24 protein-coding genes are annotated in these 19,447 nt (G+C 62.4%); 20 read left to right on the top strand and 4 right to left on the bottom strand.

Annotation, left to right across the window (positions count from 1 at the left end; translation table 11 throughout):
- Window positions 1–257: 257 nt before the first annotated feature.
- Window positions 258–500, bottom strand: a complete 243-nt coding sequence (gene tusA / locus BVH06_RS02605; RefSeq protein ID WP_027906355.1) for a sulfurtransferase TusA — start codon at window positions 498–500, stop codon at window positions 258–260.
- Window positions 501–577: 77 nt separating this feature from the next.
- Window positions 578–1,633: a 23S rRNA (cytidine(2498)-2'-O)-methyltransferase RlmM gene (gene rlmM, locus BVH06_RS02600; protein ID WP_075933079.1), complete on the bottom strand. Its 1,056-nt coding sequence runs from the start codon at window positions 1,631–1,633 to the stop codon at window positions 578–580.
- Window positions 1,634–1,876: 243 nt separating this feature from the next.
- Between rlmM and acnA the strand changes: the two genes are divergently transcribed.
- The 12 genes from acnA to BVH06_RS02540 all read left to right on the top strand — a co-directional run bounded on the left by acnA (window position 1,877) and on the right by BVH06_RS02540 (window position 11,264).
- Window positions 1,877–4,615: an aconitate hydratase AcnA gene (gene acnA / locus BVH06_RS02595; RefSeq protein ID WP_075933078.1), complete on the top strand. Its 2,739-nt coding sequence runs from the start codon at window positions 1,877–1,879 to the stop codon at window positions 4,613–4,615.
- Between the two features lie 332 nt (window positions 4,616–4,947).
- On the top strand, window positions 4,948–6,513 hold the full coding sequence (locus BVH06_RS02590; RefSeq protein WP_075933077.1) for a PAS domain-containing methyl-accepting chemotaxis protein: 1,566 nt from the start codon (window positions 4,948–4,950) through the stop codon (window positions 6,511–6,513).
- Between the two features lie 239 nt (window positions 6,514–6,752).
- Complete coding sequence (locus BVH06_RS02585) at window positions 6,753–7,016, top strand: CPCC family cysteine-rich protein (RefSeq protein WP_075933076.1); 264 nt, start codon at window positions 6,753–6,755, stop codon at window positions 7,014–7,016.
- Between the two features lie 81 nt (window positions 7,017–7,097).
- On the top strand, window positions 7,098–7,586 hold the full coding sequence (locus BVH06_RS02580; RefSeq protein ID WP_013791943.1) for a hypothetical protein: 489 nt from the start codon (window positions 7,098–7,100) through the stop codon (window positions 7,584–7,586).
- A 95-nt stretch (window positions 7,587–7,681) separates the two neighbouring features.
- Window positions 7,682–7,996: a hypothetical protein gene (locus tag BVH06_RS02575; protein WP_075933075.1), complete on the top strand. Its 315-nt coding sequence runs from the start codon at window positions 7,682–7,684 to the stop codon at window positions 7,994–7,996.
- A 407-nt stretch (window positions 7,997–8,403) separates the two neighbouring features.
- Window positions 8,404–8,952 (top strand): DinB family protein, encoded by a 549-nt coding sequence (locus tag BVH06_RS02570; protein ID WP_139315546.1) that lies wholly within the window; start codon window positions 8,404–8,406, stop codon window positions 8,950–8,952.
- A 41-nt stretch (window positions 8,953–8,993) separates the two neighbouring features.
- Complete coding sequence (locus BVH06_RS02565; protein ID WP_075933073.1) at window positions 8,994–9,332, top strand: hypothetical protein; 339 nt, start codon at window positions 8,994–8,996, stop codon at window positions 9,330–9,332.
- Window positions 9,333–9,369: 37 nt separating this feature from the next.
- Window positions 9,370–9,696: a hypothetical protein gene (locus BVH06_RS02560; RefSeq protein ID WP_075933072.1), complete on the top strand. Its 327-nt coding sequence runs from the start codon at window positions 9,370–9,372 to the stop codon at window positions 9,694–9,696.
- Window positions 9,693–10,220: a GNAT family N-acetyltransferase gene (locus BVH06_RS02555; protein ID WP_075933071.1), complete on the top strand. Its 528-nt coding sequence runs from the start codon at window positions 9,693–9,695 to the stop codon at window positions 10,218–10,220. Before BVH06_RS02560 ends, BVH06_RS02555 begins: the two co-directional genes overlap by 4 nt.
- Before the next feature lie 27 nt (window positions 10,221–10,247).
- Window positions 10,248–10,676 carry a GNAT family N-acetyltransferase gene (locus tag BVH06_RS02550; RefSeq protein WP_075933070.1) on the top strand — a complete coding sequence of 143 codons (429 nt, stop codon included), beginning with the start codon at window positions 10,248–10,250 and terminating at the stop codon, window positions 10,674–10,676.
- A gap of 29 nt (window positions 10,677–10,705) precedes the next feature.
- The gene (locus BVH06_RS02545) at window positions 10,706–10,867 is read left to right on the top strand and encodes a DUF2986 domain-containing protein (protein WP_075931458.1); all 162 of its coding nucleotides are present in this window, start codon (window positions 10,706–10,708) and stop codon (window positions 10,865–10,867) included.
- Between the two features lie 91 nt (window positions 10,868–10,958).
- On the top strand, window positions 10,959–11,264 hold the full coding sequence (locus tag BVH06_RS02540) for a hypothetical protein (RefSeq protein WP_075933069.1): 306 nt from the start codon (window positions 10,959–10,961) through the stop codon (window positions 11,262–11,264).
- Window positions 11,265–11,292: 28 nt separating this feature from the next.
- On the opposite strand, the gene BVH06_RS02535 is transcribed toward BVH06_RS02540, so the two are convergent.
- Complete coding sequence (locus tag BVH06_RS02535) at window positions 11,293–11,673, bottom strand: hypothetical protein (protein WP_075933068.1); 381 nt, start codon at window positions 11,671–11,673, stop codon at window positions 11,293–11,295.
- Window positions 11,674–11,944: 271 nt separating this feature from the next.
- The gene (locus BVH06_RS02530; RefSeq protein WP_075933087.1) at window positions 11,945–12,640 is read right to left on the bottom strand and encodes an alpha/beta family hydrolase; all 696 of its coding nucleotides are present in this window, start codon (window positions 12,638–12,640) and stop codon (window positions 11,945–11,947) included.
- A 99-nt stretch (window positions 12,641–12,739) separates the two neighbouring features.
- On the opposite strand from BVH06_RS02530, the gene ccoN (BVH06_RS02525) reads away from it, so the two are divergent.
- The 8 genes from ccoN (BVH06_RS02525) (at window position 12,740) to ccoP (BVH06_RS02490) (ending at window position 19,410) form a co-directional block, all read left to right on the top strand.
- Window positions 12,740–14,179: a cytochrome-c oxidase, cbb3-type subunit I gene (gene ccoN / locus BVH06_RS02525; RefSeq protein ID WP_075933067.1), complete on the top strand. Its 1,440-nt coding sequence runs from the start codon at window positions 12,740–12,742 to the stop codon at window positions 14,177–14,179.
- A complete protein-coding gene (gene ccoO / locus BVH06_RS02520) occupies window positions 14,179–14,787 on the top strand; it encodes a cytochrome-c oxidase, cbb3-type subunit II (protein ID WP_075933066.1) in 609 nt (202 codons plus the stop codon). Before ccoN (BVH06_RS02525) ends, ccoO (BVH06_RS02520) begins: the two co-directional genes overlap by 1 nt.
- Window positions 14,788–14,791: 4 nt before the next feature.
- Window positions 14,792–14,977 carry a CcoQ/FixQ family Cbb3-type cytochrome c oxidase assembly chaperone gene (locus tag BVH06_RS02515; protein ID WP_013791955.1) on the top strand — a complete coding sequence of 62 codons (186 nt, stop codon included), beginning with the start codon at window positions 14,792–14,794 and terminating at the stop codon, window positions 14,975–14,977.
- Complete coding sequence (gene ccoP / locus BVH06_RS02510; RefSeq protein ID WP_075933065.1) at window positions 14,974–15,903, top strand: cytochrome-c oxidase, cbb3-type subunit III; 930 nt, start codon at window positions 14,974–14,976, stop codon at window positions 15,901–15,903. Before BVH06_RS02515 ends, ccoP (BVH06_RS02510) begins: the two co-directional genes overlap by 4 nt.
- Window positions 15,904–16,198: 295 nt before the next feature.
- Entirely contained in the window at window positions 16,199–17,653 is a 1,455-nt protein-coding gene (gene ccoN / locus BVH06_RS02505; RefSeq protein WP_075931508.1) for a cytochrome-c oxidase, cbb3-type subunit I, read from the top strand.
- Complete coding sequence (gene ccoO, locus BVH06_RS02500) at window positions 17,650–18,258, top strand: cytochrome-c oxidase, cbb3-type subunit II (protein WP_075933064.1); 609 nt, start codon at window positions 17,650–17,652, stop codon at window positions 18,256–18,258. The genes ccoN (BVH06_RS02505) and ccoO (BVH06_RS02500) overlap by 4 nt, the downstream gene beginning before the upstream one ends.
- Before the next feature lie 4 nt (window positions 18,259–18,262).
- Window positions 18,263–18,466 carry a CcoQ/FixQ family Cbb3-type cytochrome c oxidase assembly chaperone gene (locus BVH06_RS02495; RefSeq protein WP_075933063.1) on the top strand — a complete coding sequence of 68 codons (204 nt, stop codon included), beginning with the start codon at window positions 18,263–18,265 and terminating at the stop codon, window positions 18,464–18,466.
- Entirely contained in the window at window positions 18,463–19,410 is a 948-nt protein-coding gene (gene ccoP, locus BVH06_RS02490; protein ID WP_075933062.1) for a cytochrome-c oxidase, cbb3-type subunit III, read from the top strand. The genes BVH06_RS02495 and ccoP (BVH06_RS02490) overlap by 4 nt, the downstream gene beginning before the upstream one ends.
- Window positions 19,411–19,447 lie beyond the last annotated feature (37 nt).

Raw genomic sequence — 19,447 nt, 5'->3', positions numbered from 1 at the left:
CGTAGGAGCCGCGACCCCGCGGCGAATCGCACGTACGACGCTGGCCTTGCAGCAAGGCCACCATCGCTTTCGCGCCGGGGCGACGCTCCTACACGATTGGTAGTGCATCCGCGACCGCGTAGGAGCCGCGACCCCGCGGCGAATCGCATGTACGACACTGGTATTGCAGCAAGGCCACATTCGTTCGCGCCGGGGCGACGCTCCTACATGATTGGTAGTGCATCCGCGGTCGCGTAGGAGCCGCGACCCGCGGCGAATCAATCAGCCTTCTTGCGAATCCAGTACAGATAGGTCTCGGCATCCTGCGCCTGCTCCACCAGCTCGTGGCCGAGAAACACGCAAAACTTGGGAATGTCGCGCTGGGTCGAGGGATCGGTAGCGATGACCTTGAGCAGGCCGCCGGCCGGCAGGTCGCGCACCTTGTTGTGCAGCATCATCACCGGCTCGGGGCAGAACAGGCCGGTGGCGTCGAGGGTGTCGTCAGGGGTCGAATCGAGCATCACGGGCTCCGCTTGATCATTCTTGCTGCATTCGGGAAGTGGCTGCCGGCACGGGCAGCTCACCGTTCAAATTCGGTCTATTTGCTCAGCCGGCGCAGGTGGCAGGTCACTTCCTCGCGGTCGTGATACAGCTGCTTGCAGGCGATGCTCGCCTTGACCTTGCGCGCGGCCAGGCCTTCGGCGATGCGCTCGAGCAGGCGCTGCACCTCGGCGTAGCGCTGCTTCATCGGCAACTTGAGGTTGACCACCGCCTCGCGGCAATGGCCCTCGCCGATCCAGGTTTCCAGCAGCGCGGCGCTGCGTGCGGGCTTCTCGACGATGTCGCAGACCATCCAGTCCACCGGCTGCTTGGGCTTCCAGGTGAAGCCGTCGACCATCAGGTGCTTGACCAGGCCGGTGTCCATCAGGCTTTCGGCCATCGGGCCGTTGTCGATGGCGGTCACCAACATGCCGCGGCGTACCAGCTGATAGGTCCAGCCGCCCGGTGCGGCGCCCAGGTCGACGCCGGTCATCTCGTCCGACAGGCGCTCATCCCACTGCTCACGCGGAATGAAGGTGTGCCAGGCCTCTTCGAGTTTCAGGGTCGAGCGGCTGGGCGCCTCGCGGGGGAACTTGAGGCGCGGAATGCCCATGGGCCAGATCGCCGAGTTGTTTGGCGCGGCCATGCCGAGAAATACCTCGCGGCCACTCTTGAAGGTCAGCAGCAGGCGCGGCGCACGGGCGCTCTCCGCCAGCTTGCCGGCGCCGCTCAGGGCCTTGCGCAGCGGGCCTTCGAACTTCCTGCAGAAGCCGGACAGCTCCTTGCCGTCGTTGGTGTCGAACACCTCCAGCCATAGGCTGCCGAAAACCGGCAGCGGCGCCAGGTGCTCGAGCAACACGCTGATACGATCCTTTTCGGGCAGCTCGATGAAGCTGCCGCGCGCCCACTGGCGGATGAAGATCAACTGGCTGAAGCGCAGCCCGGCCATCAGCCGCTCGGCGCCCGCCTCGTCACTGCAGATGAATTCGGCGCAGGCGGTGTCCGGCTTGGCCTTGGCGTAGCCGGGCACGTCGAGACGCGCGGCATGCTCGGATATCTCCGAACACACCTCGTTCTCGAAACCGGGGCGGCAGTGCAGTAACAAAGTCTTCATTTAAGCATCTCCATAGGCCGCGCATGATAGCGAAAACTGGAACCCAGGGCCTCTGCTCCCTGTCCAGAGAACAGCATCCCGGCATCGCCGGCTGCGCCTGCGGGCTATGCTCGACAGGTGCACGATCAGGCGACGGCTCACCGCAAGCCGCACGAGCCTGGCCAAGGGAATCATCGCGCAGGGCCACAGAGCGCCTGCCAAACCAGAACGGCTTGTACCGTGCAAGCCACAAGGAGATGCACGATGTCCTCCATCGATAGCCTGAACTGCCGCCGCACCCTCGACGTGGACGGTAAATCCTACGATTACTTCAGCCTGCCGGACGCCGCCAAACAGCTGGGCGACATCGACAAGCTGCCGGTGTCGCTCAAGGTGCTGCTGGAAAACCTGCTGCGCTGGCAGGACGACAAGACCGTCACCCAGGATGACCTGCAAGCCATCAGCGACTGGCTGGAAAAACGCAGCTCCGAGCGCGAGATCCAGTACCGCCCTGCCCGCGTATTGATGCAGGACTTCACCGGTGTACCCGCCGTGGTCGACCTGGCCGCCATGCGCGACGCTATGGCCAAGGCCGGCGGCGACCCGCAGAAGATCAACCCGCTGTCGCCGGTCGACCTGGTGATCGACCACTCGGTGATGGTCGACAAGTTCGCCAGCCCCGAGGCATTTGGCGAGAACGTCGAGATCGAGATGCTGCGCAACGGCGAGCGCTACGCCTTCCTGCGCTGGGGCCAGAGCGCCTTCGACAACTTCAGCGTGGTACCGCCGGGCACCGGCATCTGCCACCAGGTGAACCTGGAATACCTGGGCCGCACCGTGTGGACCAAGGAAGAAGACGGCGTGACCTACGCCTACCCCGACACCCTGGTCGGCACCGACTCACACACCACCATGATCAACGGCCTCGGCGTATTGGGCTGGGGCGTGGGCGGCATCGAGGCGGAAGCGGCGATGCTTGGCCAGCCGGTGTCGATGCTGATTCCCGAAGTGATCGGCTTCAAGCTGACCGGCAAGCTCAAGGAAGGCATCACCGCCACCGACCTGGTGCTGACCGTCACCCAAATGCTGCGCAAGAAAGGCGTGGTCGGCAAATTCGTCGAGTTCTACGGCGACGGCCTGGCCGAACTGCCGCTCGCCGACCGCGCCACCATCGCCAACATGGCGCCGGAATACGGCGCCACCTGCGGTTTCTTCCCGGTCGATGAGATCACCCTGGATTACCTGCGCCTGTCCGGCCGCCCGGATCAGACCGTCAAGCTGGTGGAAGCCTATTCCAAAGCTCAGGGCATGTGGCGCCAGGCCGGCAGCGAGCCGGTATTCACCGATACGCTGGAGCTGGACATGGGCCAGGTCGAAGCCAGCCTGGCCGGCCCCAAACGCCCGCAGGATCGCGTTGCCCTGCCCCAGGTCGGCCAGGCCTTCGAAGACTTCCTCGGCCTGCAGCTCAAGCCGTCGCGTAAAGAGGAAGGTCGCCTGGAAAGCGAAGGCGGCGGTGGCGTAGCCGTTGGCAATGCCGCGCAGAACGAGATCCACTATGAGATGGACGGCCAGCGCCACCCGCTGAGTGACGGCGCCGTGGTGATCGCGGCGATCACCTCCTGCACCAATACCTCCAACCCGAGCGTGATGATGGCCGCCGGCCTCCTGGCCAAGAAGGCCGTGGAGAAAGGCCTCCAGCGCAAGCCCTGGGTCAAGAGCTCGCTGGCGCCGGGTTCCAAGGTGGTGACCGAATACTTCGCCGCCGCCGGGCTCACCGAATACCTCGACAAGCTCGGCTTCGACCTGGTCGGCTACGGCTGTACCACCTGCATCGGCAACTCCGGCCCGCTGCCGGACCCGATCGAGAAGGCCATTCAGGAACATGACCTGACCGTCGCTTCGGTGCTGTCCGGCAACCGCAACTTCGAAGGCCGCGTGCATCCGCTGGTGAAAACCAACTGGCTCGCCTCGCCGCCCCTGGTGGTCGCCTATGCCCTGGCCGGCAGCGTGCGCGTGAATATCGCCGAGGAGCCGCTGGGTGAAGACCGCGACGGCAAGCCGGTGTACCTGCGCGACATCTGGCCGAGCCAGAAGGAAATCGCCGAGGCCGTACAGAAGGTCGACACCGCCATGTTCCGCAAGGAATACGCCGAGGTGTTCGAAGGCGACGAGCAGTGGCAGGCCATCCAGGTGCCGGAAGCCGACACCTACACCTGGCAGAACGACTCCACCTACATCCAGCACCCGCCGTTCTTCGAGGCCATCGACCAGGCGCCGCCGGCGATCACCGACATTGCCAATACGCGCATCCTGGCGCTGCTCGGCGACTCGGTGACCACCGACCACATCTCCCCGGCCGGCAACATCAAGGCTGACAGCCCGGCCGGTCGCTACCTGCGCGAACAAGGCGTCGAGCCGCGCGACTTCAACTCCTACGGCTCGCGCCGCGGCAACCATGAAGTGATGATGCGCGGCACCTTCGCCAACATCCGTATCCGCAACGAGATGCTCGACGGCGAGGAAGGCGGCATCACCCTGCACGTGCCGAGCGGCGAGAAACTGGCGATCTACGATGCCGCCATGCGCTACCAGCAGGAAGGCACGCCACTGGTGGTGATCGCCGGCAAGGAATACGGCACCGGCTCCAGCCGCGACTGGGCGGCCAAGGGCACCAACCTGCTGGGCGTCAAAGCGGTGATCGCCGAGAGCTTCGAGCGTATCCACCGTTCCAACCTGGTGGGCATGGGTGTGCTGCCGCTGCAGTTCACCGGCGGCGCGGATCGCAAGAGCCTGGGCCTGACCGGCAAGGAAACCCTGGCGATCAAGGGCCTGGACGGCGTCGAGGTGCGCCCGCACATGCCGCTGACGCTGGAGATCACCCGCGAAGATGGCAAGCTGGAGAGCGTCGAGCTGCTCTGCCGCATCGACACCCTCAACGAGGTCGAGTACTTCAAGGCCGGCGGCATACTGCACTACGTGCTGCGCCAGCTGATCGCCAGCTGACGATCACCCGTGCAGCGTGGCTGCGCGGGAGGTTCCATAACCCGGGTCGAGCGCAGCGACACCCGGGTTTCTTTTGCGCGCTCGAACGTGCCCGCCCACCCTCGACCAATGGACCGTCGTTTTACCGGCGTCAAAACGTTCCACGCCTTGAAAGTTGGGTACACTGCAGGCCTGCCACGCGTAAGCGATAACCATAAAAGCGTTGCCTGTAGGATCGGTCGCCCCAGCCGCAGCGGGGTCAGGACCACAGTCGTAGTCTGGTAGGTGGCGCGAACCATCGCCCGCCTGCCCTACTTCCTCCCTGGCAGCGCACTGACATCAGGGTAGATGCCATGCGTAACAACCAGCCCATCACCGGTAACGAGCGGACTTTTCCGGCGCAGCAACGCCTGATCTCGACTACCGACCTCAAGGGCCAGATCACCTACTGCAACGAAGCCTTCATCGAGATCAGCGGCTTCTCCCGCGACGAGCTGATCCGCGCGCCGCACAACCTGGTGCGCCACCCCGACGTGCCGCCCGCCGTGTTCGCCCATATGTGGGAAACCCTGAAAGCCGGCCGACCATGGATGGGCATCGTCAAGAACCGCTGCAAGAACGGCGACCACTACTGGGTCAACGCCTACGTGGTGCCGGTGCTCGATGACGGCAAGGTCACCGGCTACGAGTCGGTGCGCAGCAAGCCCACCGCCGAGCAGGTGCAACGCGCCCAGGCGCTCTATGGCCGCATCAACGCAGGCAAAGCGGCGATCCCCAGCCGCGACCGCTGGCTGCCGGTGGTGCAGAACTGGCTGCCGTTCATTCTGGTCAGCCAGGTCGGCTTTCTGGTCGGCGCCTGGCTGGACAGCACCTGGGGCTTCGTTGCCGCCGCCGCGCTGTCGATCCCCCTTGGCCTGCTCGGCCTGGCCTGGCAGAGCCGCGGCATCAAGCGTCTGCTGCAACTGGCCGAACAAAGCACCTCCGACCCGCTGATCGCCCAGATGTACACCGACAACGGCGGTGTCGAAGGCCGCCTGGAACTGTCCATCCTCAGCCAGGAAGCACGCCTGAAAACCTGCCTCACCCGCCTGCAGGACAGCGCCGAGAACCTCGCCAAGCAGGCGGCCCAGGCCGACGTGCTGGCCCACAACAGCTCCACCGGCCTGCAGCGCCAACGCGAAGAAACCGACCAGGTCGCCACCGCCGTCAACCAGATGGCCGCCACCACCCTGGAAGTGGCCAACAACGTGGCGCGCACCGCCATCGCCACCCAGGAAGCCAACCGCCTGACCCAGCAAGGCCGTGGCATCGCCAGCGAAACCCGCGAAGCGATCCAGCGCCTGTCCCTGTCGGTGGGCGAAACCGGCGAAACCGTCACCCGCCTCGCCCAGGACAGCAATGAAATCGGCGGCGTGGTCGACGTGATCAAGGGCATCGCCGACCAGACCAACCTGCTGGCCCTCAACGCCGCCATCGAAGCCGCCCGCGCCGGCGAAATGGGCCGCGGCTTCGCCGTGGTCGCCGACGAAGTCCGCTCCCTGGCGCAACGCACCGCCGAATCAACCGGCCAGATCCACGCCCTGATCGCCAAACTGCAACGCACCGCCGACGAAGCCGTGCTGACCATGGACATCGGCCGCAAACAGGCCGACGAAGGCGTCGAACGCGTACAACAGGCCGACCTGGCCCTGGCCGGCATCAGCGACGCGGTCGCCAATATCAACGAAATGGCCGACCAGATCGCCGCCGCCGCCGAAGAACAAAGCGCCGTCGCCGACGAAATCAGCCGCAACATCACCACCATCGCGCAGCTATCCGACCAGACGGCTGGCGAGGCGCAAAGCACGGCGTTGTTGAGTGAGGAGCTCACAAGTACGGCGCAGGGGCAGTATTCGTTGGTGGCGCGGTTTAATCGGTAGGCAATTGAGGCGCAGCGAAATGTTGCGCCTTTTCGCTGGCCTTACGCCCGGGGACGACGTCAGGCTCGGCACCTATCGACATACCGAAAGCGTGGTGTATAACTCGCCAAGCATCCCAGCACCTCGCTGTATGTCGCGAGCTAGACGGGCTCGGCAAAAGGGCATGGGATGTTGTACACCACGCCCCGTCCGGAAAAGTTATGCACCACTTGGTGTCTATTTATAGTTAGAGCTACGCAATGAATCTTTGCCAATGTCCATGCTGCGACTACTTCACCCTAGCCGTAGGTGAAGATTATGAAATATGCGCTGTATGCTTTTGGGAGAATGATTACTTTGGTATTGAGGAACCAGATTTAGAATCAGGTGCAAATCATGGCCTTACTATTCGCCAAGCAAGAGCAAATTTTGCAACCTTTGGGGCATGCCATCCAAGCATGGTTAAAAATGTCATACGCCCCGAACAAAGAGAAAAATATGCATATAAAACACGTGCACTATAGCTCTAACTAGTGGTTTAAATCGTTCACCTCGCTCACTGGGACGGGCTAAATCCCGCGCCTTAACCAAACATTAGCCACCCTATGAAAATAATCGAAACGCATCAGTTTCACCTGACAGTATCAATGAGCGATTTAGTGCGTTGGCGTGGCAACGGCGACGATGACTTTGAGGCCAACACAGAAATTCAGTCGGCAATTGAGTTTTTAGGTCTAGATGTGGACATAAACCATCTATATAAGAAATATTTTTATCAAACAGAAATCGGCCAAGGCGATGTATATGCTTTCTTAAACAGGAATGAGCCTAAAAACCTCTTTGCAATTGACATGTACCGAGACCTCACGGATCAACTAGACATAGTTTCTATCTTTGTTAGCGCCTCCCCGAAACTAGCTCCAGTCGTCAAGGCCAAGCTAAGAAATTTATTTGATTCGGCTTCATGCCAGGTCGCATACGAAGAAGCCAGCAGTCTTCCTAAGCTTCAACAATTGCTTAACAACAATAAATACCCACTCGCCACTGAAGAAAATGGCTATATGCAGAATTTAATTGTGCAACAGTGCGGCTAACAACTCGTTCAAATCGTTCGCTGCGCTCACTGGGACGGGCTAAAGCCCGCCTCTTAACCAAATGTTAGAAAACATCGGAGGCACGTCGAACCTTCATGAGCAAAAAAGCGAAATCCGGAGGCGCTCAAAAACGCCAGCAGGAAAAAGAAAGAGACCTTGCAAAAGCAGAGAAACGACGTGCTCTTGAGAAAGAACGAGCAGCAGAGCAGCTTAAAAAGACAGTTAAATTTCTACGCAGCGGAAAAGTAAAACTCAAAAAGAGTAAGCAAAAGCAAGGCGTGCTCAGCACGTTCACTTCAATGCCATGCCAACCAAAGATCAGAAGAGAAGATGTTGTAATTGATGAACACACTTCACCAAAGAAAGAACAGAACCCATATCGCCTCGAAGGTGATACTGGTTGGGTCTAATAAAATCGAGGTGAATGCTTTTCTAACAATGCGCTCAAAGCGTTCACTTCGTTCGCTGGGACGGGCTAAAGCCCGTCCTCTTAGCTTAACGTTAGCTATTCAAGGAATAGTATTTTGTTTAATTATTCGCCCGGCCTAGATCGATATATTGAGCAAAGACGAAAGAAGGTAGCAAGTAAGGTGGATGACGCTCTTTTCATCCACCATTGCACTCTGAAACTGGTGGACGGATAAAGCGTCGTCCACCCTACGAAACTGGCTGACCACGTACCTCGATTGCTTAATCCAGGGCAACTTTAGCAAGTAGGGTGGATGACGCCTTTTTCATCCACCATTGCAATTTTGAAGTGGTGGACGGATAAGACTTCAGCTACGCGTTTCGCTATCCTACAAACCTTAGGTAATGCATGCCTGACGATGTTTTGGACTCTCCCCTTCAAACAGTGCCTAAGGTCAACTCAATGCTCACCCACAACACCCTTAAATACAAAGCCTGGGCAGACCGTCGAACGCTGGACGCGGTCGCTCAACTCGATCCATTGGCGCAGTCCGAAGCGCTGGCCTTCGCGCGGCAGCAGCTCAACCATATGGTTCGCGTTGAAGAGCTGTTTCGCGCACGGTTGCTTGGGGAGCCGGCGCCCCATGACAGTACCAACACCGATACCCTGCCCCAGCTCGATGAGCTGGATCGCCGGCTGATGGCGGCCAATCGGTGGTTGGCCGCGTACCTCGATGGCCTCACGCCTGGGCAGCTTCAGGAGCCTATTCGCTTCGTTTTCGTGGATGGCAAGCAGGGCATGCTGAGCCGTGAGGAAGCGATCTTTCACCTGGTCAACCACGGCACCTACCATCGCGGCGCCATCGGCCATGCCCTTGACCGGGCTGACGGCAACCGACCCGCCGATACCTACACGGTGTTTATTCATGGGTCAGAGCCTGAGCGTCGAAACGCCTGAGGCATATTCCCGTTCGATACAGACTCACCACCCGGCGAACCATGACCAATCCACAAAACCAACTGAATGAACTGATCGTTCACCTAGCGGCGCTCACAGATATTCTCGCCCTCGACCCAGATAGCCACTGGGGCACGCATTTCCGCAATTGCCTAGCGACCGCCAGAGCGCTGGCGGGCAGCAGTCACGATGGGGATGAACTGACAGGCCTGGCGTGTTCGGTGATGTCCGCTTACGGCGGCATGGGCAGCTTCAACGATTACGCGCCGTGGCAGAATGGCCGCTTCATTGCCGGCTTGGAGTCGCTGGATGAGGCGTCTAACCGCGTCTATATGGCGGCCCGTGCGATAAGGCTGCGTAACGCCACAGATGTAGACTGACTTCCCGCATAGACCAAAGCAGGGGCCACCTGAATCGATGTCCATCAACACCCTATCCGACCTCTTCCAGACCGAGCCCATCAGTTGGGGCTGCCGGGGTGATCCCTATCTGTGGCAGGAAATGAGCGAGGTGTTGGCCACGCAGCCGCTTCCGCCAAGCGATGCGCAACTGGCCGAAATCCTCGAGGCCACCTTCGAACGCCTGGTTGGCTTGCCGACAAGCGCGGAAGTGTCCACGGTGTTCGTCGAGCGGCACGCCCATGGCGGCATGTCGTCGGGGCATATCAGCCTGAAGTTCTGGCGCGAGTCGGCCTTGCCGTTATTGCTCGCACGCTACCGCACAGCACAGGGCGACAGGCCGTGAAGGAACTCGATGGCGAACGCGTGCTGATGACCGAGCGCCTGCTGGTGCGGCGCTGGGTGCCGGATGACCTGGAACCGCTGCTGCGGGTCTACGGCGATGCCGAGGCCATGCGCTGGGTCGGTGATGGCGTGGCGCTGACGCCGCAACAAGCGGCCAATTGGCTGGAGGTAACAGCGAACAACTACCGGCAGCGCGGCTACGGCATGTACGCCGTGACTCTGCGCGACGGCGGCGCGGTGATCGGCTTTTGCGGGCTGGTGCACCCGGACGATCAGGACAAACCCGAGATCAAGTACGCCTTCGCCCGCGAGTACTGGGGCCATGGCCATGCCAGCGAAGTGGTATGCGCCCTGCTACCCTACGCAGCTCAAAAGCTGGGCCTGACGCAGATTATCGCCACCGTTGCGCCAGACAACGCCGCCTCCCGGCGGGTGCTGGGCAAGGCCGGCATGACGCTTACCGACACGCTACCCGAAGAAGACGGCAGCCAGACTCTGTTAATGAGCTGGCACGCGCCAGCCTAAGCAGTGCAGTGATTACAGGAGTTCCCCATGACCGAAAACGCCCCCACCTACTCCATCGTGCACGCCACTCCGTCGGTGGAAACCTATCGCCATCTGCGCACGGCAGCCGGGCTGAGCGGCAAGACCGTTGAGGCGGCGAGCCGCGGCCTGCCCAATAGTCTATTCGCCGTGCAGGTGCTCTGCGCCGGCGAGCCGGTGGGGATGGGCCGGGTGATCGGCGATGGCGGCGCGTTCTATCAGGTGGTGGATATCGCCGTGCTGCCGGAGCATCAAGGCCGCGGCCTGGGGAAAATGATCATGGCGGCGATCAGCGACTTTATCGCCCGCGAGGTCCCGGAGTCAGGCTACGTCAGTTTGATCGCCGACGGCGAAGCGTACCGCCTGTACCAGCAGTTCGGCTTTGCGCTGACGACACCGGCAAGCCAGGGCATGGCCCTGAAGAAAACCGCAGGCTGAAGCGCTCGACACTTACCACAGGTACCCAGATGAATCGCCGCAAGAAGATCAAGCAGTTGCTGGAGGCCCACGCCAAGAAGGCCAATGCCAAGCTGGCACCCAAGAGCAACAAGCCCAAATACATCAGTAAGGCCGACCGGGCGAAGCTGGAAGCCGAGGCTGCCGAAAGCCCGAGCAGCGCCACCGAGTAACGCAAACTGCTTCATTTGTTTTCCATAAGGCACAGACGGTGTAACTGAAGCCAAACTGGCAACGGCTACCCAATAACAAGGATGCCGTGCCATGAACCCGGACGCTTACAACCGCCTGCGCAGCCATGTGGACTTTCTGGAGTCGCTGCTCACCGTACTGGTGATCGCTCTGTTCGTGCTGGCGATCTTCGGGATCCATGATGCGCTGGTGATTGCCCTGGCAGTGGCAATTGCCGCGGGGTTGCTGGGCCTTCATCACCAGCATCGGAAGCTGTCGCGCTACGCCTGCTCGAATTGCGGTCAGTCGCCTCATTACAAGTTTGACCACCGCACAGGTGAACACTGCGATCCTGCAACGGCGCACTGCCTGCAGTGTGGTCAACGGTTGTCGCAGTGACAACAGGCACCCAGCTTGCCGACAAGCTTCAGCGATGCAACGTATATGACCGAGGCCCTGCGCAAGGGCTCTTGTCCCATTCGGCGCTGAACAGGCTCAGCGACACACCTTTGCCTGGAACAGCGACGAAGCCCAGTGGCGCCGTGCGTTTGCCATCTCGAGCTATGTAGCTGAAGGTGCCGCAGGTACCGCGCTGGTCGCTGATGATCAAGGTATCCGGGTCGGCACCGGCGCCACGCACATAGTCTTTCATCATGTCGACGGAGGCTGGGTTGCCCGGCGCACCGGCCAGGTACCACTTGCCCTTGCCCAGCAGCAGAACGAGGCACAGCGGCACAAACGCCCACAGCGCCAGACGCTTGAAACGCTTGGCACTCCGCTGCACCGCCAATACGTCGCGATAATCCATTGCTGCCTTCCGGTAACCCTGACAGCCGTCCATGTTAACCCGTGCAGCGCGCCAGGACTGCGACGCAGACGAGGTTTCAACGCGCCTCGGTGTATTCACGCAGCCTCGTAGGGTGGATGGCGCTTTTTTCATCCACCGTTGCGATTGCAGAACGGTGGACGGGTCGGGCCGCGTAGGTGAGGCGTCGTCCACCCTACAAACTGAACCCTATGGCCCGCTCCTACACTGGATCAGTGTCGACCACTTCAGCCTCGCAGTTGCCGCTTCATGCTCATGAAGACCGTGAACAGATTTTAAGAAACGCCACGACCGCATCCGCCGCCGAATCCAGATGCTGCTCGTGGCTGTAGCCGGACACCTTCAGCGGTTTGAGGTCGTGGTCGCCCGCCGCCAGCCAGCACAGTTCGATTGCCGCCGAGAGTTGGTAACCGGCCACGGTGTGGCGGTCGCCCATGGCGTCGCGTTCGCCCTGCACGATGAGGGTCGGCGTTTTCAGGTCGGCCAGGTGCGCGGTGCGCGGTTTGTCGGCCTTGCCGATGGCGTGGAAGGGGTAGCCCAGGCAAACCAGACCGTCAGCATCCAGTTCGTCGGCCAGCAGACTGGCCATGCGCCCGCCCATGGATTTGCCGCCGATGGCCAACGGCCCCGTGACCTGGTGTCGCACGGCGGCGTGAGCGGCTCGCCAGCAGTCGAGCAGTTTCGCCTGGGGGTTGGGTGGGCGTTTCTTGCCGTCCTGTCGGCGCGCGGCCATGTAGTCGAACTCGAAGCGCACCACCGTCAGCCCGCGGGCGGCGAGCTTGCCTGCCATCAGGTTCATGAAGTCGCTGTCCATCGGCGCGCCGGCGCCGTGGGCAAGGATCAGGGTGGCCTGGCTGGCGCCCGTCGGCCGATCCCAGAGCAGCGCTGGCGCTGGGCTTTCTTGTGCCTGTTGACCGGCGTCAATACCGCTTCGCTGCCCTTCTCGCATGCTTGCCTCGCTCATAAAAAAGCCCTTTTTCGTGTACGGATTTGTCCGTGCGCGGGGGCTGCAGATGATCTGCCCATAACCGTGGATGGAAACCCAGACATGAACACAACAACCAGTTCCGCCTATAACTACAAGGTGGTTCGCCAATTCGCCATCATGACGGTGGTGTGGGGCATAGTCGGGATGGGGCTCGGCGTGCTTATCGCAGCGCAGCTCGCCTGGCCATGGCTCAATTTCGACCTGCCGTGGACCAGTTTCGGTCGCCTGCGGCCCCTGCACACCAACGCGGTGATCTTCGCCTTCGGCGGCTGCGCCCTGTTCGCCACCAGTTACTATGCCGTACAGCGCACCTCCCAGGCCACGCTGTTCGCACCGAAGCTGGCGGCCTTCACGTTCTGGGGCTGGCAACTGGTGATCCTGCTGGCGGCCGTCACCCTGCCGCTGGGCTACACCAGTTCCAAGGAATACGCCGAGCTGGAATGGCCGATCGACATTCTGATCACCATCGTCTGGGTCAGCTACGCGATCGTGTTTTTCGGCACCATCATCAAGCGCAACGTCAGCCACATCTATGTGGGCAACTGGTTCTTCGGCGGGTTCATCCTCACCGTGGCGCTGCTGCACGTGGTCAACAACCTGGAAGTGCCGGTCACCCTGACCAAGTCCTACTCGCTGTACGCCGGCGCCACCGACGCGATGATCCAGTGGTGGTACGGCCACAACGCGGTGGGTTTCTTCCTGACCGCGGGCTTCCTGGGGATGATGTACTACTTCGTGCCCAAGCAGGCCGGGCGTCCGGTGTATTCCTATCGCCTGTCGATCGTGCACTTCTGGGCGCTGATCACCCTGTACATATGGGCCGGCCCGCACCACTTGCACTACACCGCGCTGCCGGACTGGGCCCAGAGCCTGGGCATGGTCATGTCCCTGGTGCTACTGGCACCGAGCTGGGGCGGCATGATCAACGGCATGATGACCCTGTCGGGCGCCTGGCATAAGTTGCGCACCGACCCGATCCTGCGCTTTTTGGTCGTCTCCCTGGCGTTCTACGGCATGTCGACCTTCGAAGGCCCGATGATGGCCATCAAGACCGTCAACGCCCTCTCCCACTACACCGACTGGACCATCGGCCACGTGCACGCCGGCGCCTTGGGCTGGGTTGCCATGGTGTCGATCGGCTCGCTGTATCACCTGATTCCCAAAGTGTTCGGCCGCGAGCAGATGCACAGCATCGGCCTGATCAACGCGCACTTCTGGCTCGCCACCATCGGCACCGTGCTGTACATCGCCTCGATGTGGGTCAACGGCATCGCCCAGGGCCTGATGTGGCGCGCGGTGAACAGCGACGGCACGCTCACCTACTCCTTCGTCGAGGCGCTGGAAGCCAGCCACCCCGGCTTCGTGGTGCGGGTGATCGGCGGCGCGATCTTCTTCACCGGCATGTTGCTGATGGCCTGGAACACCTGGCAGACCGTGCGTGCCAGCAAGCCGGAAGAACTCGAAGCCGCTGCGCTTTATTCGGTTGAGGGAGCCCACTGATGAAACACGAAATCGTCGAAAAGAACGTCGGCCTGATGGCCCTGCTGATGGTGTTCGCCGTCAGCATCGGCGGGCTGACGCAGATCGTCCCGCTGTTCTTCCAGGACGTGGTCAACGAGCCGGTCGCCGGTATGAAACCCTACACCGCCCTGCAACTCGAAGGCCGCGACGTGTACATCAAGGAAGGCTGCGTGGGTTGCCACTCGCAGATGATCCGCCCGTTCCGCGCCGAGACCGAGCGCTACGGCCACTACTCGGTAGCCGGCGAAAGCGTCTGGGATCACCCCTTCCTGTGGGGCTCCAAGCGCACCGGGCCGGACCTGGCCCGGGTCGGCGGCCGCTACTCGGACGAGTGGCACCGCGCGCACCTCTACAACCCGCGCAACGTGGTGCCGGAATCGAAGATGCCGTCCTACCCCTGGCTGGTCGAGAACGTGCTCGACGGCAAGGACACCCCCGCCAAGCTCAAGGCCATGCGATTTCTCGGCGTGCCCTACACGGATGACGACATCGCCGGCGCCAGCGCCGCGGTAAAGGGCAAGACCGAGATGGACGCCCTGGTCGCCTACCTGCAAGTGCTCGGCACTGCGCTGAAGAACAAGAGGTGATCCCATGCTTACCGACCTGATCGACATCGGCATGGTGCGCGGCATCGGTACCGCCCTGGTACTGATCGCCTTCACCTGCGTGACGCTGTGGGCCTACAGCGGCAAGCGCGCCAAGGCCTTCGAGGATGCGGCGAACCTGCCCTTCGCCGATGAACCCAACAAAGCAGCAGTAAGGAAAGACACCCCATGAGCACTTTCTGGAGCTGGTACATCACGCTGCTGACCCTCGGCAGCCTGGTCGCGTTGTTCTGGCTGCTGTTCGCCACACGCAAAGGGGAACGCAAGAACACCACCGACCAGACCATGGGCCATTCCTTCGACGGCATCGAGGAATACGACAACCCGCTGCCACGCTGGTGGTTCATGCTGTTCCTCGGCACGCTGATCTTCGCCGTGGGTTACCTGGCCCTGTATCCAGGCCTGGGCAACTTCAAGGGTCTGCTGCCGGGTTATGAAGACGGCTGGACCCAGGTCGCCCAGTGGGAGCGCGAAGTGGCCAAGGCCGACGCCCAGTACGGGCCGATCTTCGCCAAGTACTCGGCCATGCCGCTGGAACAGGTGGCCCAGGACGAGCAGGCGCTGAAGATGGGCGGCCGGCTGTTCGCCACCTACTGCTCGATCTGCCACGGCTCGGACGCCAAGGGCGCGGTGGGTTTTCCCAACCTGACCGACGAAAACTGGCGCTGGGGCGGCGACGCCGAAACCATCAAGACCACCATCCTCAACGGGCGCATCGGCGTGATGCCGGCCTGGGGCCAGGTGCTCGGTGATGACGGCGTGCGCAACGTCGCCGGCTACGTGCGCCACGAATTGGCTGGCCTGCCGCTGGCCGATGGCAGCAACATCGACCTGGAACAGGGCAAGCAGCTGTTCTCTACCACCTGCGTGGCCTGCCACGGCCCGGCAGGCACCGGTATGGCGGTCCTGGGCGCGCCGGACCTGACCCACCCCGGCGGCTGGATCTACGGCTCGAGCCTGGCGCAACTGCAGCAAACCATCCGCTACGGCCGCAACGGCCAGATGCCCGCGCAGGAGCACTACCTGGGCAACGACAAGGTGCACCTGCTGGCGGCTTATGTACTGAGCCTGAGCCGCAGCAAAGAAGCGGCCAAATAACCCCGCCACCTACCGCGCCGTAGCCTGGCGTTGAGCGAAGCGATACCTAGGCTACGGAGCAGATCACGAAATCCCATCATTACCCGTAGCCTGGCGTTGAGCGCAGCGATACCCAGGGGCCCCATAATCAATTCTCCCGCTCGCCCAAATACCGCCAGAACCGCGTCTGCCATAGCTGGCGGAACCCTTGCACTACATTTCCACGCATTGCACCACCCGTGCCGGTCAGGGATACTCGCGCCGCCTGAAATGCCTGTCGCCCCGCGGCAGCACCCAGCCCAGCGTGGAACCCAGCATGAGCCCAGCAAGCAGTCCGGCTGCCTACAACTACAAGGTGGTGCGCCAGTTCGCGGTGATGACCGTGGTCTGGGGCGTGGTCGGCATGGCGCTCGGGGTGTTCATCGCCGCGCAGTTGGTGTGGCCGCAACTGAATTTCGACCTGCCCTGGACCAGCTTCGGCCGCCTGCGCCCGCTGCACACCAATGCGGTGATCTTCGCCTTCGGCGGCTGCGCGCTGTTCGCCACCAGCTATTACGTGGTGCAGCGCACCTGCCAGGTGCGGCTGGCGTCCGACCGCCTGGCGGCCTTCACCTTCTGGGGCTGGCAGGCGGTGATCGTCGCGGCGGTGATCAGCCTGCCAATGGGCTACACCAGCAGCAAGGAATACGCCGAGCTGGAATGGCCGATCGACATTCTCCTGGGCATCGTCTGGTTCGCCTATATCGGCGTGTTCTTCGGCACCCTGTTCAAGCGCCGCACCCGGCATATCTACGTGGCCAACTGGTTCTTCGGCGCCTTCATCCTGGTCACCGGCATGCTGCACCTGGTCAACAGCGCAGCCGTGCCGGTCAGCCTGTTCAAGTCCTACTCGGTGTATGCCGGCGCCACGGATGCGATGATCCAGTGGTGGTACGGCCACAACGCGGTGGGCTTCTTCCTGACCACCGGCTTTCTCGGGATGATGTATTACTTCGTGCCCAAGCAGGCCAACCGGCCGATCTACTCATACCGCCTTTCCATCGTGCACTTCTGGGCGCTGATCACCCTGTACATCTGGGCCGGCCCGCACCACCTGCATTACACCGCCCTGCCGGACTGGGCCCAGAGCCTGGGCATGGTGATGTCGATCATCCTTTTGGCACCGAGTTGGGGCGGCATGATCAACGGCATGATGACCCTCTCCGGCGCCTGGCATAAGTTGCGTACCGACCCGATCCTGCGCTTTCTGGTCGTCTCGCTGGCGTTCTACGGCATGTCCACCTTCGAGGGGCCGATGATGGCCATCAAGACGGTCAACGCGCTGTCGCACTACACCGACTGGACCATCGGCCACGTGCACGCCGGCGCCCTCGGCTGGGTGGCGATGATCACCATCGGCTCGCTGTATCACCTGATTCCCCGGGTGTTCGGCCGCGAGCAAATGCACAGCCTGGCGGCGATCCACCTGCACTTCTGGCTGGCGACCATCGGCACCGTGCTGTACATCGTGCCCATGTGGGTCAACGGCCTTACCCAGGGCCTGATGTGGAAGGCGGTGCACGACGACGGCACGCTCACCTACTCGTTCATCGAGTCGGTGACGGCCAGCCACTGGGGCTACGTGGTGCGCATGATCGGCGGCGCGATCTTCTTCAGCGGCATGCTGCTGATGGCCTGGAATACCTGGCGCACCATTCGCGGCGCCCAACCGGCCGACTACGATGCCGGCGCGCGGATTCCCCTGGCGCAAAACGGGGAGGCCGGCCGATGAAGCACGACCTGATCGAAAAGAACCTCGGCCTGATGACCCTGCTGATGGTGATTGCCGTGAGCATCGGCGGCCTCACCCAGATCGTCCCGCTGTTCTTCCAGGACGTGGTCAACGAGCCGGTGGCCGGCATGCGGCCCTACACCGCGCTGCAGCTCGAGGGCCGCGACATCTATATCCGCGAAGGCTGCGTGGGTTGCCATTCGCAGATGATCCGCCCGTTCCGCGCCGAAACCGAGCGCTACGGCCATTATTCGGTGGCTGGCGAAAGCGTCTGGGATCACCCCTTCCTGTGGGGCTCCAAACGCACCGGCCCGGACCTGGCGCGGATCGGCGGGCGCTACTCGGACGAGTGGCACCGCGCCCACCTGATCAACCCGCGCGACCTGGTGCCGGAGTCGAAGATGCCCGCCTATCCCTGGCTGGCCGAGCGCACGCTCGATGGCGGCCTCAGTGCCGAAAAGCTCAAGGTTATGCAGGGCTTCGGCATTCCCTACAGCGACGACGACATCGCCAAGGCCCGCGAGGCGGTGGCCGGCAAGAGCGAGCTGGACGCACTGATCGCCTACCTGCAGGTGCTCGGCACCTCGATCCAGAGCAAGCGGTGACGCCATGCCAGCCTTCCTGACCGACATCGGCACCATCCGCGGCATCGGCACCGCCGTGGTGTTCATCGCCTTCGTCGCCGTGGTGCTCTGGGCCTACAGCAGCAAGCGCAAGTCCAGCTTCGACGAAGCAGCCAACCTGCCCTTCGCCGACGAGCAGCCACCGAGCGCCAGCCAGCAGGACCACAAGGCCGAGGACGACAAACCTTGAGCACCTTCTGGAGCCTGTTCATCGCGCTGGCCACCCTCGGCACGTTGCTGGGCCTGGGCTGGCTGCTCATCGCCACCCGCAAGGGCCAGCGCCCGGGCGACAGCGAGCGGACCACGGGGCACAGCTTCGACGGCATCGAGGAATACGACAACCCGCTGCCGCGCTGGTGGTTCTTGCTGTTTCTCGGCACCCTGGCATTCGCCGTCGGCTACCTGCTGCTCTACCCCGGGCTGGGCAACTTCAAGGGCCTGCTGCCCGGCTATGACGAGGGCTGGACCCAGGTCGCCCAGTGGCAACGCGAGATGGCCGCCGCCGACGCACGCTACGGCCCGCTGTTCGCCGGGTACGCGGCCACCCCCATCACCGAACTGGCCAGGGACGAGCAGGCGCTGAAAATCGGTGGCCGGTTGTTCGCCAACAACTGCGCCGTATGCCACGGCGCCGACGCCAAGGGCGCCTTCGGTTTTCCTAATCTGACCGATGACGACTGGCTATACGGCGGCGACCCGGAAACCATCAAGGCCTCCATCATGCACGGCCGCCAGGGCGTGATGCCGGCCTGGCAGGCCATTCTCGGCGGCGACGGCGTGCGCGACGTGACCGGCTACGTGCGCAGCCTCTCGAACCTGGAAAACCCGGCGCACGTCGCCGTCGACCTGGACGCGGGCAAACAGCTGTTCGCCACCAATTGCGCCATGTGCCACGGCCCCGACGGCAAGGGCCTGCAGGTGCTCGGCGCACCGAATCTGACGGACAAGGTGTGGCTGTACGGTTCGAGCTTCGCCCAGGTGCAGCAGACCATTCGCTATGGGCGCAGCGGCAAGATGCCGGCGCAGGCGGAATTTCTCGGCAACGACAAGGTGCACCTGTTGGCCGCCTACGTGTACAGCCTGTCGCAGCGCGAAAAGGCACCGGCAGAAGCGCAAAACCGGAAGAAAGATTGAGTGCACTGATCTGGGTCAGGACGGCTCCGGCATACTG

This window comes from Pseudomonas sp. PA27(2017) (assembly GCF_001945445.1).
Classification (GTDB): domain Bacteria; phylum Pseudomonadota; class Gammaproteobacteria; order Pseudomonadales; family Pseudomonadaceae; genus Aquipseudomonas.
This window is presented reverse-complemented; position numbering and strand designations above follow the sequence as displayed.